This window comes from Chryseobacterium subflavum (genome assembly GCF_055762745.1).
In genome coordinates, this window is record NZ_JBVTMR010000008.1 from 1 (window position 1) to 19,345 (window position 19,345).

General features: G+C 35.5%; 5 protein-coding genes. All 5 read right to left on the reverse strand.

The window, feature by feature from the left end; translation table 11 throughout:
• The coding region (locus AC0INN_RS21650; RefSeq protein WP_306615077.1) for a non-ribosomal peptide synthetase at nucleotides 1-4,587 on the reverse strand (4,587 nt) is incomplete at its 3' end.
• 22 nt (nucleotides 4,588-4,609) lie between these two features.
• Nucleotides 4,610-5,596, reverse strand: coding sequence for a TauD/TfdA family dioxygenase (locus AC0INN_RS21655; protein ID WP_306615079.1), 987 nt, complete (start codon nucleotides 5,594-5,596; stop codon nucleotides 4,610-4,612).
• 4 nt (nucleotides 5,597-5,600) lie between these two features.
• Nucleotides 5,601-11,759, reverse strand: coding sequence for a non-ribosomal peptide synthetase (locus AC0INN_RS21660; RefSeq protein WP_306615081.1), 6,159 nt, complete (start codon nucleotides 11,757-11,759; stop codon nucleotides 5,601-5,603).
• Between the two features lie 14 nt (nucleotides 11,760-11,773).
• The gene (locus AC0INN_RS21665; protein ID WP_273648453.1) at nucleotides 11,774-16,099 is read right to left on the reverse strand and encodes a type I polyketide synthase; all 4,326 of its coding nucleotides are present in this window, start codon (nucleotides 16,097-16,099) and stop codon (nucleotides 11,774-11,776) included.
• A gap of 8 nt (nucleotides 16,100-16,107) precedes the next feature.
• A partial coding sequence (locus AC0INN_RS21670; protein WP_306615083.1) for a non-ribosomal peptide synthetase occupies nucleotides 16,108-19,345 on the reverse strand: 3,238 nt, incomplete at its 5' end.

Below are 19,345 nucleotides of genomic sequence, written 5' to 3' on the forward strand. Positions count from 1 at the left end.
AAGCATTACTCCTACATAATCGCCTTTCTTGATTCCATAAGCACTTTGAAGCTGAAGAGCAAGGCTGGATGCTTTTTCATTCAATTCGATATAGCTTAAGCTAAGATCATCAAAAACAACAGCTCTTGAATCTGGATTTTTGGCCACTTCTTCTTCAAATAAACTAACAATATTTTGATTGTCAGGGTATGAAACAGAGGTATCATTAAATTCTTTTAATAATATTTCCTGATCAGCAGAGCTTAAATACTTCAATTCTGAAAGGGGCTGATCCGGGGAATCAACGAGACTTTCTATCATGTTCTTTAAATGATCAACAAACTTCACAACAGACTCTCTGTCATATAAATCAGTATTATAGGTGGCAATTCCTAATAATTCATGATCACCTTCAGAAAAGTTAAATTCAATATCATTCTTAGAAATATCATAGGCATATGGATAGCTTTCGATCACCAGATCATCCATTTCTTTTGGCCCTTCAAATAAAGCCATGTTATTATGATTGTTCAATACTACAGACACATCATAAAGAGCAGATTTGCTAATATCTTTTTGATAGTTTATATCATTAAGGATTTGATCAAAAGGATAATTTCCATTAGAAAATGCATCTATAATATTTTTTTTCTCCTTCATCAAGAGCGTATTGAATGAGTCATTATTATCAACATTTGATCTTAAAGGAAGAGTATTTAGGAAAAGTCCAAGCTGATTTTCTAAATCCGGATGGTCCCTGCCGGAGAATGTCGTTCCAATGATAACATCATTTTGATGGGTATATTTATTCAGTAATACTTTGGTACAGGCTACTAAATAAGTAAATAAGGAGATGTTATTTCCCTGTAAAAAATGTTTAACTTTTTTTACATTTTCTCCATCAATTACAAATGCAAATTTATCACCATTGAAAGTCTGATACTTCTTTCTTTTTCCTGAAAAAGGCAGCTCAACTCTTTTTATATCATAGGAAAGCGTTTTGATCCAGAAATCCCTGCTCTCTTCAACATTTTTCTTATTTACCCAATCTGCGTAGTCTTTATACTGTATTTTAAGATCCGGTAGGTTGGGAGATTCATTTCGTACTAAAGAATTGTACGTTTTTATAATTTCTGAAGCAAAAAGATTGCTTGACCATCCATCGCAAATGATATGGTGGGTATTGAACCAAAGAATGTATTCATCATTATCAACTTTAATAAGATATACTTTGAATAAAGGAAATTCATCTAATCTAAAATTGATCTTTTTGGTATTCAAAAGCTCAGCTAACTCCTGATCCTTATTCTGAGAGGATGATAAATCAATATTCTCAATCTTAAAATCAATATTATCAAAAGGTAAAACCTGTTGAAAAACAGTTCCGTTGATATTAAGGAAAATTGTTCTTAAAATTTCATATCTATTAACCAGTAATCTGAATGATTCTTCAAGTTTAGATGCTTCCAGATCTCCTTTTAATTTATAGGCTTCACTCACATTATAAGTGGCAGAAGCTTCATAATTTTGCTGGATCACCCAAAATCTGTACTGAGCAGCAGTGATTGGGTAATATTTCGCTTCTGCAACATTGGGAATGGGTTCAAAGTTTTCAACATTTACATCTCCTGAGATTTTTTGGGCTACCAGATCGATGCTTGGGTTTTCCATGAAATCTTTTATTGAGATGGTTTTATTAAATGTAGTTTTAATCTTGTTGATAATTCTTATAAGAATCAGGCTATGTCCTCCCAATCCAAAGAAATTATCTGTAACTCCAATATTTTCTACTCCCAGTATTTCCTCCCAGATCTCTTTTAACTGCTTTTCAGTTTCATTTCTCGGAGCTATATATTCCTGTTTTATCAAATCTGACGGAGATACATCCCTAAGTTTTTTACGATCTATCTTTCCATTATTCGTTAATGGAATATTCTCCAACTGAACATAAAAATCCGGAAGCATATAATTCGGCATCTTCTTCTCAAGATAACCTGTCAGTTCTTTTTTATCAATCTGTTCATCAGATACAAAGTATACCACAAGATGGGCTTCTCCCTCATGATGCTTCACTTCAGTTACTACTGTTTTAATCGTAGAGCTATAAGAAAGTACGTGACTGTCTATTTCACCCAATTCTACACGGTACCCTCTTATTTTCACCTGATCATCAGTCCTTCCCAGATATTCTATATTTCCATCAGGAAGCCAACGTCCAAGATCTCCGGTACGGTACATTTTTGTTCCGGAAGAGAAAGGATTCTCGATAAACTTCTCATTGGTGAGTTCTAAATTATTCAGGTATCCCTTAGCTACTCCTGCTCCGGCTATGCATATTTCACCAGGAACTCCAACCGGAACAACATCATTTTTCTCATTACGAATGTAAACCTGAGTGTTGGATATCGGCTGTCCAATATTTTCACCCGCCTGCTCTATCTTACGGGCTATGCATCCTATGGTTGTTTCTGTAGGACCGTATTCATCATAAATGTCAATGTTTTCACGGATTGAACGAATAGTCTGAATATGGTCTGCATGAAGTTTCTCCCCACCTAAAATAATTTTAGACAGACCGGAAGAGGTAACTTCAGTATTTTTTATTAAAGAAATATGAGATGGAGTAAGCTTAAGAACATCCACCTCTTCATTTCCAAGCATTGAAAGTAAAGACGCTACATTATCTTCCTGCGAATTGCCAAGGAAAAGCTTTCCTCCTCTTGTAAGGGAGCAAAAAACAGCGGTCCCCGATAAATCGAACGAAATTGATGTAAATAACCCCCAATTACCTCTGTCTCCTGCAGTAAAATAAAAATCGTTACTCCATAGTATATAATTAAGGATATTAGCATGCGTGATAACGACTCCTTTTGGGTTACCTGTAGTTCCTGAGGTATAGATAACATAAGCAGAATCGCCAGAACCAATTGTCACAGAAGGATTATCTTTTGAATAGCCTTCCTTCTGTTTATCAAACTCTGATAAAAAAGCATCGTCTATAACTACTTTCGCATTACTATCTTCAATAATGTACTGTATTCTTTCAGCAGGATAATCGTAATCTACAGGAACGTAAGCGGCTCCGGATTTTAAGATCCCCATGATAGAAATAATCATTTGTTCACTGCGGGGAATTTGAATACAAACTAAATCATCAGGCTGGATATTATAGTGAGCCTTAAGATAGTGTGCCAGCTGATTTGACTTTTCATTAAGTTCCTGATAGCTTAATGATCTTCCATTATACTCAATTGCCTCAGCGTTTGGGGTTGCTGTAACCTGTGATTCAAACAGATGGACAATACTGTTTTTGTCTTCAAAATTAGCTGCCGTAGAATTGGTAAGTGCTATAATTTTCTTGTCTGCTGGGGTCAATTCCTGTTTTTGCTGGTACAATAATGTATCATATATTCCTTTGAACTGCTCTCCTAGAATTTCTTTTTCTACAGGTGAGAAAACATCACTATTGTAATAAATATCTACAGATAAAGCTTCACCGGAATCAATTACTGTCAACTTGTAATCAAAAATATCCTGTACGGAATAGGCATTAATGATACCAGCATGTGATTCGCTAAGGATTTTTCCTGTATTAACGTATTCAAAGCAATATTTGAAATAAACTGTATTTTGCTTTTTTCGGTTTAAGGTAAAGTAATCAGCCCAGCTTTTTACAGCTTCCACTTCTTTTTTGATTTTTGCAATAGCTTCTGATAAAACAAGATTTCCCGAATGTGCCTTAAGATTTAATGCTACCTTAGAGTTAACGTACCCTATGGTATGTGCAAGTTCTTCGTATGGCCTGTCCTGAGTTACATAACCGATGGTCAGATCTTTATCATCTGTTGAAAATTGTGAAAAATAATTACTTAAACACAACAACAGATATGATTCAGTAGTAAGATCGTTTTCCGCTAAATCTTTGATTAATTTCTCATAATTTTCCTTATCAACGGAAATGATATTCTCCCTTACAGGTTTGAAAGTTTCGAACTTTTTCCCAAAAGGAATAATTTTGTTTTCAGGATCTGCATTATAGGTTTCCCAGAATAGTTTTGCTTCTTCTTCGGGTTCTGCTAAAAGCTCGTTTTGCCAGGAGCAATAATTATAGAATTCTATTTTTTCATGATGTTCATAACTTCCTTTTATCCTTTGTATAATTTCATTAGCCAAATAGATACAACTATAAAGGTCTCCAAATAATGAATATATTCTAATCGCTATATACCTTGCTTCTCCGGAAGTACCGACTCCGATTTTAAGTGCCTTATTTTCATGATAATGATAAGAAGAATCAAAATCTTTATCAACCACTTTTATAAAGTGGTCCTGATCAATTTCCGTATCAAAATACCAATGTTTAATTTCATGCTCTTTGGTATCTTTATATTGGATCGCATTCTTTACATCATTATTGGAAAACAATGTATAAAACAATACTTCATGTCCTTTTATGGCTTCATTAATATGAGCGGTAATTTTTTCGTCAGAGCATTCATCATTTATTTTAATAATAACCTGATTATAAAGACAGTCCGCATTATAAGCCTGATTTGACACATAATTAATCTGATTCTCAGATAATTTATATCCTTCGATTTTCTCCATTTATTTAGTATTTTTTTGGGAATTAGCAAATAGAAACAATTATTTTACGCTCGCCTTCATACGCATTTCTTCCATGAGAAGACAAATAGTTGTCAAGGAATAATACATCTCCTTTTTCCCACGGAAAATCTATCGTTGCTTTTTGGTAAGCTTCATAAAGCTCTGAATATTCTTCTTTAGTGATTTCCTGTCCGTCACCAAAGTAGGTATTATTAGGAAGCTCATCATCTGATTCTATGGCTGAAAGAAGAACCTCATCGTAGCTGTATTTATTAAAAAATACTCCGTGATTAAACCATATTAATTCTTTGGTCACAGGATGCTCTATAATGGCTTTTTTCTTCCAGTTGATTACGAGATCATTATCATCCAGCCACTCATAGGTGACTCCATTCTTTTCACACTCTTGTTCCACCTCATTTTTATTTTCAGTCTGGAAAACCTCTTTCCAGGATAATCCTAACATCCCATTCATTCTTCTTCGGTACAGAATTCCTTTTTCAAGGAATTTATTCCTAAGATCATCACTGATATATTCCAATACCTTTCTGTTATCCGCAATAGGTGTTTCTCCTTTTAAGGTTGCCGGAGTAATGCAGCAAAATATAATTCTATTAGGTGGTACCGGAGCATAAGAATTTTCACTGTGCATATTGATGCTATAGCTATTAGGATAAGTTGTTGATACATAAACATTTTCCATAATAGAATACCTTGGGGAAGAGCGGAATTTGTATTCCAGAAGAGGCTGATCAAAAACAGAAACTAAATCCTGAAATTTTTCCACAGTATCAATTTCAAAATTTCTGCATAATATGGCTCCGTTCTCTGATAAACAGGTATTAAAATATTCATTATTCTCAATCAGCCAGTTTTTTAAACCTGTATTGGGGTTTGAAGGCTGAACTAGCAAAGGAAATTTATTCTCATTAAAAAATTCCTTCAAAGCAGGCTCCTCCGAAGATACCGGAGCACTGTTTTGATTTTTTAATTTGTTTAATCTGTTCATAATATTATTGTTTTTTATTTTTTATAAATGCACTAAGCTTGTTTGAGTTCTTTTGCTTGATCACATCGGAATCTGTAGTGTTGACAATTTCTTTAATGTCCTTTTGTCTGATTGCTTTAAAATATATGCTCTGTTTCTCCAGTTCATCGTTAATTTCAGCAAAAGGGACATTTATATTTTCTTTGAAAAATGCAAGGATTTCTTTAAATACCCTTACAATATTGACCACTGAATAGTCATCAAAAACATTTTTATTATAATCAACCAGGATCCTTAAATCTTCATCTGTAGGAAAAACCTCGAAATTAAAAGGATAAGTTGTCTGCAACTGAAACTTAGATTTTTCAATTTTTATAGAGTCAGGATCTTTATCATTTTCAGGATCAACTGAACGCTCAGCCATTAAGAAATTTTCAAAGATCAGAATATGATTAATGAGATTTCTCTTCAAAGTACTTTTGTTCTGTATTTCCGCTAAATTCAGATAATGATATTTTGTACTTCCTATAGACTCACGGTGCATTTTATCCAAAAGGATCTGCGGGGTTTCGTCTTTATTGATCGCCACACGCACCGGAACGGTATTAATAAACAACCCCACCATACTTTCAATGCCAAGTACTTCTGGCGGCCTTCCTGATACTACTGCTCCGAAAGTCACCTCTTCAAAATCATTATAAGCACTTAAAAGATAAGACCATACTGCCTGTATATAGGTATTTAATGTAATTCCTGAGTTTTTGCAAAACTGCACAATCTCTTTATATACATCTTTGTCTACAAATGAAATATGGGACGACAGATCATACTGGATGGTATCTTCGTGAAATTCTTTTGCAAAAGGAATCAGGGTCGGAGAATCTTTTCCCTGAAGATAATCTTCCCAATAAGCCAGGACTTCATCCTTATCAATATTTTTCAACCACTGGATGTATGAAGAATATTTCTCTACCTCTGGTAATGACAAAATAGTTTCCTGTTGAAGGCTTTGTAAAATGGCAGCAAAGTCATTGATCAGAATACTCAGGCACCATCCGTCCATCACGATGTGATGATGGCTCCAGATAAATTCGTAGTAATCATCCGGTAATTCTACCACAACCAAACGCATCTGGGTTGGTTTATTCAAAATAAAGCCTTGATTTATGTCTTCCTGTTTGATGTTATCCAATCCAATTTCTGATTCCAGGATCAAATGCCTGAAATCTACACGGGCTTTTTTATGAACAATCTGAAGCGGTACTTCTCCATAACGGTTTTCAAAGGAAGTGCGAAGAATCGTGTAACGGTTTAGTAACATTCCAAAAGCCTGTTCTACCAAGGATAGATCCAGATTGACAGACTTGACTCTATATGAGGTCTGGACAAAGTATGCTGAACCTTTAGTGTTCATCAGCCAGTGAAAATATAATCCCTGCTGCATTGGGGAAAGTTCATAAATATCTTCTATTTCATGACCAACACTGATCTCTGTAATGGTATTGAAGGATAATTCTTTGTAAGTAAGGTCTGATGGCGTCAGAATTACAGATGAATCTTCACTCTCTCTCACGATAGCTTCCAGATTTGTCTTATAAGCAGATGAAAGATTCTCTATGGTACCTTCTTTAAATACCTTAGTTGAGTAACGGATGCTGATATTCATTTCTCCGTTCACCGTCATCCCTGATACGTCGAATAAAATATCTGTTGATAAATTGGAAGGATCGACGGAAGAGCCTATATTTTCAGAGCTGTAACGGAATAAAGAAAATTTCTGTGTTGCATCGTCCTTTTTATCTCCTTCTTCATTGAAGTCCCCAAGGTAATTGAATAAAACAGAAGGTATTGATTGTGAATCGATCTCTTTTTTTAGATCACGTAAAATACCATAACCGATTCCTTTGTTTGGAATACTTCGTAAACCTTCTTTTACACTTACCAAAGCAGGCTGACTGTTATCGCTGATATCAAGGTTAAAAGGATATACACTGGTAAACCAACCTATCGTCCGGCTGATGTCAAGTCCTGTGCTCATCACTTCCCTACCATGTCCCTCCATTAATACCTTGGTCTTGCTAACTCCAAACTGATTCTGTAATGCTAATGCCAAACCAGTCAGCAAAACATCATTGATCTCTGCACTGTATTTTCTCCCCGCGCGAGTCTGTAGTAATTTCGTAGCATCAGTACTTAAACTAAAGCCTAAGCTTTTATCTAAAACCTGTTTGCCTTCTACAGGATAATCTGTAGCTAGAGGAGCATAGTTTTCAGATTCTACTCCTTCCCAATACAAACGTTCTTTGGACAGTTCCAAACTTCTGCTGTATTCATCCAAAGCTTTACCCCAACTCTGGAAAGAATCCGTTTTCGATGGCAGGTCAGAAGATAAGCCCTGAACTCCCGATTCGTATAGTTTTCCTAAATCTTCGAGCAAAATTCTCCACGAAACACCATCCATTACCAAATGATGAACAACTAAAATGATACGGTCCCCATCACTCATGGAAACATGACCCACATGGAATAAAACTCCGGACTCTATGTTGATTGTACTCTGAAGGTCCTCTCCTATTTGTTGTAATTGGGATAGCTCTTCTGATTCACTACCACTCTCCCGGATATCAAAATATGCTAAACGGTAATGTACACCATCAATTCCTGAATTATACTGATTCCATTTTCCCTCTTTCTTGCTATATACCATTCTCAGAGCATCATGATGTGACACCAAAGTCTTTAGAGAGGATTCAAGTATCTTTTCGGAAAGTCTTTCCCTGCTTTTTAAGATAACAGACTGGTTGTAATGGTTTTTATTAGTGATCCCTTCACTCTCAAAGAAATATCTCTGGATAGGAGTTAGAATACTTTCTCCTGTAACTTCAGACTGGTCGATTTTAGCAACATCTGTTGTCATATACCGAGCCAGCTCTTCTAATACAGGATATTGTAAGATATGTTCTACTTTTAAACTGTAACCCTGCTGACGAAGTCTGGAAACTATCTGAATGGATTTTATGGAGTCTCCTCCTAAATTATAATAGTTATCACGGATACTGATCGGACTGTGTTTCAAGACCTGCTCACAGACAGAGACTAATACCTTTTCTTCTTTACTGGTAGCTGCAACATATTCTGTGGTAATAAGATCTTCTGAACTTACTTCTGGTAAACTCTTTCTGTCAACCTTTCCATTGCTTGTTAAAGGAATCTGGTCTAGCTCTACATAAAAACCAGGAAGCATGTATTTTGGAAGCTTGCTCTCAAGGTGTCTGGTCAAATCCTGCTTGTCAATCGGGGTATCACTTATATAATACACCACCAAACTCTTATCTTCTTCATGTTCTTTTACTTCTGTGACAACAGATTTAATCGATTCACTGAAGGAAAGTACCTGGTTGTCGATCTCGCCAAGCTCTATCCTATGACCACGGATCTTCACTTGATGGTCAATCCTTCCTAAATATTCTATTGTGCCATCAGCTAACCATCTTCCCAAATCTCCTGTGCGGTACATTTTAGCACCTGGTATGAAAGGATTTTCTACAAATTTTTCTGCTGTTAAGTCTACACGGTTCAGGTAACCTCTAGCCAAACCATCTCCCGAAATGTATAATTCTCCGGTCACCCCTATTGGTACTATACCATTCGCATCATCTAAAACATACATCTGGGTATTATCAATAGGTTTACCGATGGGTATTATTGTATTTTTTATGTCTTTCTTACAATCATAGTAAGTAACATCTATGCATGCTTCTGTAGGTCCGTATAAGTTAACCAATGAAATATTTTCAGGGAACAGTCTGTAAAAAAACTCTTTCTGATAAACAGATAACGCCTCACCACTGGTAAAAACGGTCTTCAGGCTTGTCAGTTTTTGTTTTTCTTCAGGATAGGTATCTATGTGATTCAGGAAAGCGGTAAACATAGACGGAACGAAATGGATAATACTTACGTGGTCCCTTTCTATTGTCTCTATGATAAGAGACGGATCTTTTTCGGCTCCTTGTTCAGGAACAGATAACGTGGCACCATATATACACCACCAAAGAAGCTCCCACACAGAAACATCAAATGTATAAGGTGTTTTCTGAATGAGTACATCTTTATCAGCTAAAGGATAACGCGATTGCATCCACATCAACCGATTGACAAGAGAACCATGCTGTATCATCACTCCCTTTGGATTTCCCGTTGTCCCTGAAGTGTAGATGATATAAGCTAAATGATCCTGTCGTATTACGGACTCTTGATTCTCTTTTGAATATAGGTCTTTACAAGATTCGAACTCCAAAAGAAAAGATTCATTAATATTAACTTTAGCCCGGGTATCGGATAAAATATAATCGGTCCTGTCTTGTGGATAATCCTGAGAGATCGGTACATAAGCTGCACCTGATTTCAATATTCCTAAAATAGATACCAGCATTTTTTCACTGCGGGATAATTGGATACAAATCAGATCGTCTCCTTTGATAGAAAACTTTTCCCGTAAATAATATGCCAGTTGATTTGCTCTTGCATTTAATTCAGAATAACTAAGAGAAACTCCTCCATAGATAACTGCCGTGTGATCGGGAGCTATTAACACCTGTTTTTCAAATAAACTTACAATAGTTTCATCTGAGGGATAATCAACTTTTGTATGGTTGAATGAATCTAAAGCTATTTTTTCCTCAGCACTTATATAATCCAGAGATCGTAAAGGAACATCCGCTGCACTGACAAACTTCTGAAGAACCTGCCTGAAGTGATTTATAAATGAAATAATAGTTCCTTTATCATAAATGTCTGCATTAAACGCTACAATCATTTCTAAAAATGAACCTTTATTTATAAATTCAAAATTGATATCAAAAGCCCTTTTTGTGAATCCAATTTCTTCTATTTCATCGCTGTACACTTCACCTGATTCGTTATCCAGATAGTCCTGGAAAACCACCGTAATATCAAATAAAGGATTCCTCGAAGTATCTTGGGATAAGTGTAAGTCTTCAATTAAAAGATCAAAAGGGTAATCCTGATGCGTAAATGCTTTTGTAAAAGAATCCTTTACCTTTCTGAATGTATCTGTTAAGGTGTCTTTCTGGTCCAGTATATTATTTAATACAATGGTATTTACAAAAAGTCCGGGCATTTCATTAAGGCTTGGATGATTTCTTCCGGAGGTAAAAGTTCCTAATGTAATATCATTTTCTGAAGTATATTTATTTAATAAGACATAAACAGCGCTCAGTAAACTTACATTTAAAGTTCCCATGTTCTGTTTAGCAAAAGCATCAAGCTTTTGGGTAAGTTCTGATGAAATAACTGTTTTTAGCGTGTAGCTGTTGAATGTTTTAACAGAAGGCCTCTTAGCATAAGAAGGTAAATCGATCGTTGAAATTTTCTTTGATAATAGATCTGTCCAATACCGTTGCGCAGCATTGTAATTTCCATTATTAATTCCCGCAAGTTTCCAGTACGTATAGTCCAGATACTGGAGCTTTGGACCACTTATTTCTTCTGAATGCACTATTGCATGGTAATAGCTTAAAATGTTTTGCTTTACAACATTCAGAGATACTCCATCGATAATAATATGATGAAAGATAAAATAGGTGACGATCTTGTCTTTAAGTTCAAAAATTTTACATCTAAGCAAAGGACCTTTACCCAGATCGAAAGCCTGTGAATTCAGATTTTTAACAAGGTCTGCTATGGATCTAATATCAGCGAATTCTCTTTTAAGATCTATAATCTCAACATCAAGTGCGGCATTATTTTCTTCCAAAATGATTTGCCTTACTTCATCCTGGTCATTGAGATGAAATACCGTTCTGAAGATCTCAAAATTTTTGATCAATTGTAAAACAGCAAGCTTCACCACATGCGGATCATAAGAGGAAGGAAATTCAATAGGAAAATTGATATGATATGATTTGGATCCTTCTTCAGTAAGACTTTGCAGCCACAACCTTTTCTGAGCATCTGAAACAGGATGATCTTCTCCGGTAGAGGTATGTTTGGCAATACTGTTAGAATTATGTTTTAAAATATAGGATATGATTTCCTCTTTATAAACTCTAATTCTTTTAATAAGACTTTCTTCAATATCTTCTGTGGTATCAATAACAAGGTTATTATCTTTTACAGATATATGAATATTTTTATCTTTTAATTCTTCTAATAAATTTAACATATAAAGAATAGGATTTATATAATGATGGTCTTTCTATTAGGCTCACTGCTTACTTCTGTTTTTGAAACATAGGATATCATTTCTATATGCAGAGCAAGATCTTTAATAGTAGGTGAAGTATAAAGATCCTGTGGCGCTAGCTCCAGATTGAATTCTTTATTGATATTCTTCAAAATGCTCATCGCTTTTAATGAATCCCCGCCCAATTCGAAGAAATTATCGGTAGTTCCAACCTTTTTAGGTTCAAAAAAGTTATTAAATAGGCTACACAGCTTAATTTCTGTTGCAGAAACAGGGGCCACATATTCAGTACTAGATAGGATGCCTCCCGAAATTTGATCTTCCGGTTTGTTAATCGTTTTGTAATTATAGGTGAGGTATTGATTGGGATTTTTTGCCGATGCAATGATCTGATGATTTTGAACATTGGAAAGTACTGTAGCCTTAAAAATATCGACGAGTTCAGTCTCATTTATTGCACCCTCACTAACTCCATCCAGATTTACACTGACCCAATTCTGAGGTTTGGATTTTCCAATAAAATAATCTATATAAGAATTGGCTACTGAATACGCTCCAAAAGTCTGACCACCAAGGATTGCTGATAAACTGGAACTGATCCATACAAAATCAGGGGTTTTGCCGGAGAATACTTTATACAAATTAATGATTCCCTGTACCTTAGGAGACAACTGATCCTGAATCATTTCCATATCCAGATGCTCTACTAATTTTAAAGAATTACTTGAAGGGTTTCCTGTTAAATTCAGCACACCATGGATTTTTCCATATTCCTGTTCTATGAAAGCTATCGTTGATTCTAAAGATGTCAGATCTGAAATGTCAGAAGTAAAGTAAGACAATTCATTTCCTATTCTGTTTCTGAATCCTTCATCCAGTTGATCAATTAGTTTCCTACCTACAACGACAACTTTAGCTTTGTTTTCTAACAGGTAACCGGTCAAAACTTTTCCGATCTTACCTGAACCTCCAATGACAACGATAACTTTGGAATCGAGCTGAACATCACCTCTATCTTCACTCCATCTTTCATAAAACGGAACATATCTCTGATCTCCTTTATAGGTTACAAGAGGATCAGAAAAGTTGTATTCGATTTCATCAATGATCTTTCCATAAGCAATATCATTCCCTGATGGAATATCTAAAAGAAAACTGAAGATATTTTTATTTTCCTGCGCACAGACATACAGCTGACCAAATGAAGACAGCAATGTGATGTTACTGTTTTTATTGATCTCCATATTATTGAAATCCCCTACCAAAGTAATCTTTGAATTTAATGTAGGATCATTAGAGATTAAGAATTTCCCGATGATATTAAACAACCTGAAAACAGAGACCATGGAACTTAATTGATCATCCTGTATATTCCAGGTGAAAATAATCTGATAATTAGTATTGTCTGAAATATTAATTTTATCCAGATAATCTACAATACTTCCTAGCTCTATCTCCCCATTTGCTTTTAAAAATTCATTTTTTTCTAATTCAATAAAGCCTATCTCCCTGCTTCCTAGTTCGTTAATGATATTTTGCGATACAGCACTATTTTCAGAAAAAATAATAAATGTTGCCTTTTCCTCCTTCTCGCCTTTAGACAATAGGTTGCTCTTCCATTTTTTCTGATAAAAAAGGTCTAAAGACGAACGATTGTTATCTACCGTAAATCTTTTAAAAGGATTGACATGAAAATCCAGTTTATTTTTTTCAAATGCGTAGGTCGGCAATGAAATTTTCTTTCTTTTCTGATTTTGATAATATTTCTTCCAATCTATCTCAATACCCGATTGCCACAAATCACCCAAAGCTTTGTTTAAAAATTGCAGTTCCTCATTTTGACCGGATCTTTGCAATAAGCGAATAATGGTATTATCATTATAGAACTCGTTTTGTTTAATTGCATTGGTTAGTGTAGAAGGTCCTAATTCTATGAATATATAGTCTTTTGGATCCTTAAGAATATTTTTAATTCCTTTTTCAAAAAGAACAGTATTCAACATTTGTTCTTTCCAGTATTGGGGAGATTTAGCTTCGTCCCCTGAAATAAAGTTGGCTGTAAGATTTGATAGATACGGAATCTCAGGTACCGACAACTGAATATCAGAAAATAAATTTTCAAAATCTGCAGCAATACTATTCATCATTCGGGAATGAAATGCATGTGAAGTTTTTAAAAGAGTGGTTGTAATATTGCTTTCATTAAATACATTAATACATTCCTGAATATCTTCTTCTGTTCCAGACAAAACTGTTGTATGATCCGAATTGATCGCTGCTACCGAAATTCTATCCGGGATCTCATTTTTTATCTGTTCAAAAGAGGCATTTACAGCAACCATTTTTCCGGTTGGTACTTTACTCATTAATAAAGCTCTTTCTGCAACCAGCAATAGTCCATCTTCAAAAGAAAGTACTCCGGAAACGCAAGCTGCAACATATTCTCCCAAACTATGACCTATCATTAATGAAGGTTTTATTCCAAGTTCAATAAGAAATTTTGCTAATGCATATTCAATAAGGAATAATAAAGGCTGGGTATATTGAGTTTCATTAATCTTTAACGGATCAGAAGTTTGAGTATTACCATATCCCAGGACCTGAGAATAGTCTGCATTGAATTTATTCTTCAGGATTAAAAGCCCTTCATCTATATACTGTTTAAAATCTTCTTCCTGATGATAAAGATGTTTCCCCATTTTAAAGTACTGAGCTCCCTGGCCTGGAAAAACAAAAACAATATGTTGGGAAGATTTTGCTTTTTGGTAAAAATCTTTTTTAGCTTCTAACTCATTTAATAAATCTTCTCTGTCTTTGAAAACAATTGTATTTCTATAGTCAAACTGAGCTCTGCCTGTATTTAAGGAATAAGAAAGATCTGAAAGATTCATTTCCTGATTTTCGGTGATGAACTTTTTTAGTTTTATAAAATATTGTCTTACCGCTTCCGGTCTTTTGGCAGAATAGGTTATGACATTACTTACCTGTTTGTCTTTATGGTGATCGTCTGAATGATCAGCTACAAAATTTTCTAAAATCGCGTGAGCATTGGTTCCCCCAATTCCAAAACTACTTACTCCCGCAATTAATGGACGATTGTCTTTTGTCTCCCATTGTTTTGCCTGAGTATTAACATAAAATGGACCTTTGCTAAAACTTATTTCTGAGTTAGATTTTATATAATGTAAAGATGGTGGTATGACCTTTTTCTCTAAGGATAAGGCTGTTTTAATAATTCCTGTAATTCCTGCCGCATTACCGGTATGACCAAGGTTTGACTTCACAGCTCCTATGGCACATTTCAAAGATTGGTCATAGTTAAATGACTTATTCAGTGCCTCGATTTCAATAGGATCTCCCAATTTTGTTCCGGTACCATGGGTCTCGATATAAGAAATCTCATCAATAGAAACCTTTGCAAAATTATGGGCTTGCTTTATACAATCAGATTGTCCTGCTATGCTCGGTGCGGTATACCCTACTTTTCTTTTTCCATCATTGTTAACGGCAGTTGCTCTTACAATAGCATAGATATGATCATTATCATTGATAGCATCTTCCAGCCTCTTCAAGACAACTATACCACCGCCTTCTGTACCTACTGTTCCACTTGAATTTTCATCAAACGCCCTGCAATGTCCATCTTTAGAAGAGATCATTCCCTCTTCATACATATATCCTTTTTCATCTTTGGTGTTTAAAGCAATTCCTCCTGCTACCGCCATGGAACACTCTCTTAATAACAAAGCCCTGCATGCAGTATGCATTGCTACCAGCGAACTTGAGCATGCCGTATCCATAAAAATACTTGGCCCTTTTAGATTTAGATTATAAGAAATTAAAGAACTGCAAAAGTTTTTATTGTTGATTTGTGACAAATAAAAAGGATCCACCGTATCTTTTTTATTAATGGTAGTATGGGCAATCCAGTTGAAATTATCCGGAGCAGTAAGATACAAACCTACTTTATCCTGAATTTTTGATGGATCATAACATGAATCTTCAAATGCTTCCCAAACCAATTGATGTAAAATTCTGGTTTGTGGATCCATACTATTGGCTTCATCTTTTGTGTAGCCAAAAAATGTATAATCGAAAGCATCAGAATGATCAATAAATGTCTTTACTTTCACATAATTGGGATCCTGAATAAGCTTGGGTTCTACTCCGCTTTCCAATAATTCCTGATCTGTATAAAACTCAATCAGCTCATTTCCATTGGCGAGCTTTTCCCAGAATGTATGGGGATTATCGCAACCTGAAAACATACAGGCAACACCTATTATGGCTATGTCTCTTTTTAAGGATTCTCTTTGCATAGTAAAATTTAATCGAACAGGTTATCAATAAGGTTATCTACGTGATCCGACAGATTTTGATCTTCTGCTGTCGTTTCTTCAGTGTATGAGTTCATGCTTTGTATGAAGTGTGCTAACTCTGATACACTTGGGTAAGAAAAGAATTTGGCAATTTCTATTTCTAAACCAAAATCTTTACGCAATAGCTGGGAGAGCTTTACAATAGACAATGAATTTAATCCCATATCAAAGAAGTTGTCCTGAATACTGATCTCTTCTTTCTGATAATTCAAAATTTTTGCTAGTAATTCAACCAGTAGTTGCTCCGTTTCCGTTTGAGGTGCTACATATTCGTTCTTGATTAGATCCGAACTTTCCACTTCAGGTAAGCTTTTCCTGTCAATCTTGCCATTGCTGGTTAAAGGAATAAAATCCAGTTCCACATAAAAACCTGGCAGCATATACTGCGGAAGCTTTGTTTCCAGATATTGAGACAAGTCTTGTTTATCAATCGATATGTCTGAAACATAATACACTACCAAACTCTTATTGCCCTGATGTTCTTTAACGGCAGTAACTGCATTTTTGATAGAATCTCCATAAGAAAGTACCTGAGTGTCTATTTCTCCTAGCTCTATCCTATGACCGCGGATCTTAACCTGATGATCAATTCTTCCCAAATATTCGATATTACCGTCTGGTAACCATCTTCCAAGATCACCGGAACGATACATTTTACCGCCTTTTACAAAAGGATTATCAATAAATTTCTCTTCAGTTAAATCTTCAAGGTTAAGGTAACCTCTGGCCAAACCATCACCGGAAACATACATCTCTCCAATCACTCCTACAGGAAGCAAATGACCGTATGGATTCAGAATATAGCAGCCCAACGTTGGGATAGGTTTTCCTATATTAGATAAAGAACGGGTCATGTCTGCAGTGTTAAGCTTTTTATAGGTAACATGGACAGTAGTTTCCGTGATCCCGTACATATTGATCATTTGGATTTCCGGATATTTACGATGCCAATCCTGCAATAGAACAGGATTAAGAGCTTCTCCTCCAAAAATGACATAGCGTAACGACAGTTTCTCGTTATTAAATTCACTGTCAAATTCCAGAAGATTATAAAAAGCAGCAGGAGTTTGATTTAATATCGTGATCTTGTTCTCAATCAGATAGTTTAAGAAGGCTCCGGGATCCTGAGCCGTCTGCTTTGAGATTATATGCAAACTGCCTCCGTAAAGTAAGGCACCATAACATTCCCATACCGAAAAGTCAAAATTATAGGAATGGAATAAAGTCCATGAGTCATTACTGTTAAAATCATACAATGCTTCGTCATTGAACAATAAACGAACTACATTTTTATGTTCAATCATTACCCCTTTTGGATTTCCTGTGGTCCCTGAAGTATAGATAATATAAGCTAAGTGATCTGGTCTGATTACTGTCTCAGGATTCTCTGTGGAATATTTTTCTTTTAAAGAATCAAACTCTAAAAGGAAAGATTCATCAATACTAGCTTTAGCCTGGGTGTCACTCAAAATGTAATTGATCCTTTCCTTTGGATAATCAACATCTATTGGCACGTAAGCTCCTCCCGACTTCAGTATCCCTAATATTGCAACCAGCATATTCTCATTACGAGGTAACTCAATACAAATCAAATCATCTCCCTCTATAGAATATTTCTCACGTAAATAATGAGCTAACTGATTGGATCGGGCATTGAGGTCAGCATAGGTCAGCGAAATATCTTCATAAACAACTGCTGCATGATCCGGAGTCGTTAGTACCTGTTTTTCAAATAAACTTACAATAGTTTCATCAACAGGATAATTAACTTCTGTATTATTGAATGATTCTAAAACTGCCTTTTCTTCAAGGCTTACATAATCCATTGTTTTTAAAGGAGTATCTGCTGCACTTATAAACTGATGAAAAACTTCTCTAAAATGAGACAATAAAGACGTCATTGAAGATGGAGCAAATACGGAAGAATTATAGCGAAACTCAATATGCAGACTGCCATTATCAGGAACCACAACAATGGTAAAAGGATAATTCGTCTGTTCAAAAGAACCTGCTGACTCAGACGATAAGCCTGCATATGAACTTGCTTCTGCATTCCCTTGCTCATTCTTTACATAATTCTCAAAAACAATAATATGATTAATCAGCTCTTTACCTAAAGAGGATAAAGACTGGATCTCTGCCAGACTATTAAAATGATAACGGCTGCTCTGAATAGAGTCCTGATGAAGTTGGCTTAACAGACTACGTGGAGTATCCTCCTCACCAATTCGGGCACATACTGGTATTGTATTGATAAATAACCCCACCATATTCTCAATTCCAGGAATTTCAGCAGGTCTTCCTGAAACCACACTCCCAAAGACTACTTCTTCGGATGCATTATAAGAGCTTAACAAGTAAGACCACACTCCCTGGAAATACGTATTCAACGTAATACCGGAACCCTGACAGAAGTCTTCAATAGCCTCAAAATCATGTTTTCCTATGGTAAGGGTTTCAGTAAGGTAATGGTTGTGGGATGATTCATTGGTATTAATAAAAGGAATTAATGTCGGGGAATCGATTCCCTGGAGATAATTTTTCCAATAGGTTAAAGCTTCTTCTTTATCTACGCTTTCAAGCCATTTAATATATGAAGCGTATTTCTCAGTATCCGGTAATGGAATAGCAATACCATTTTGAAGACTGCCTAATATTGTAGAAAAATCACTGATCAGAATACTAAGGCACCAGCCGTCCATAATGATATGATGATGACTCCAGATGAAGTCGTAATAACCATTAGGTAATTGTACAACCAGCAAACGCATCTGTGTAGGTTCACCCAAATTAAAACCACGATCTATATCACCTTGTCTGATATTGTCTAGTTCAAGTTCTGATTCTAAGATTAAATGCTTAAAGTCAATTCGAGCTTTTTTATGAACAATCTGTAAAGGCACTTCTCCATAACGGTCTTCAAAGGAAGTGCGAAGAATCGTGTAACGGTTTAATAATATCCCAAATGCCTTTTCTACCAAAGATAAGTTAAGCTCAGAAGCTTTAATGCGGTACGAAGTCTGCATAAAATATGCTAATCCTTTAGGATCTACCAGCCAATGATAATACAAGCCCTGCTGCATCGGGGAAAGCTCATAAATATCTTCTATATCATTCCCTTTACTGATCTCCTCAATGGTGCTGAATGATAATCCTTTGTAAGTAAGGTCTGATGGAGTTAGAATC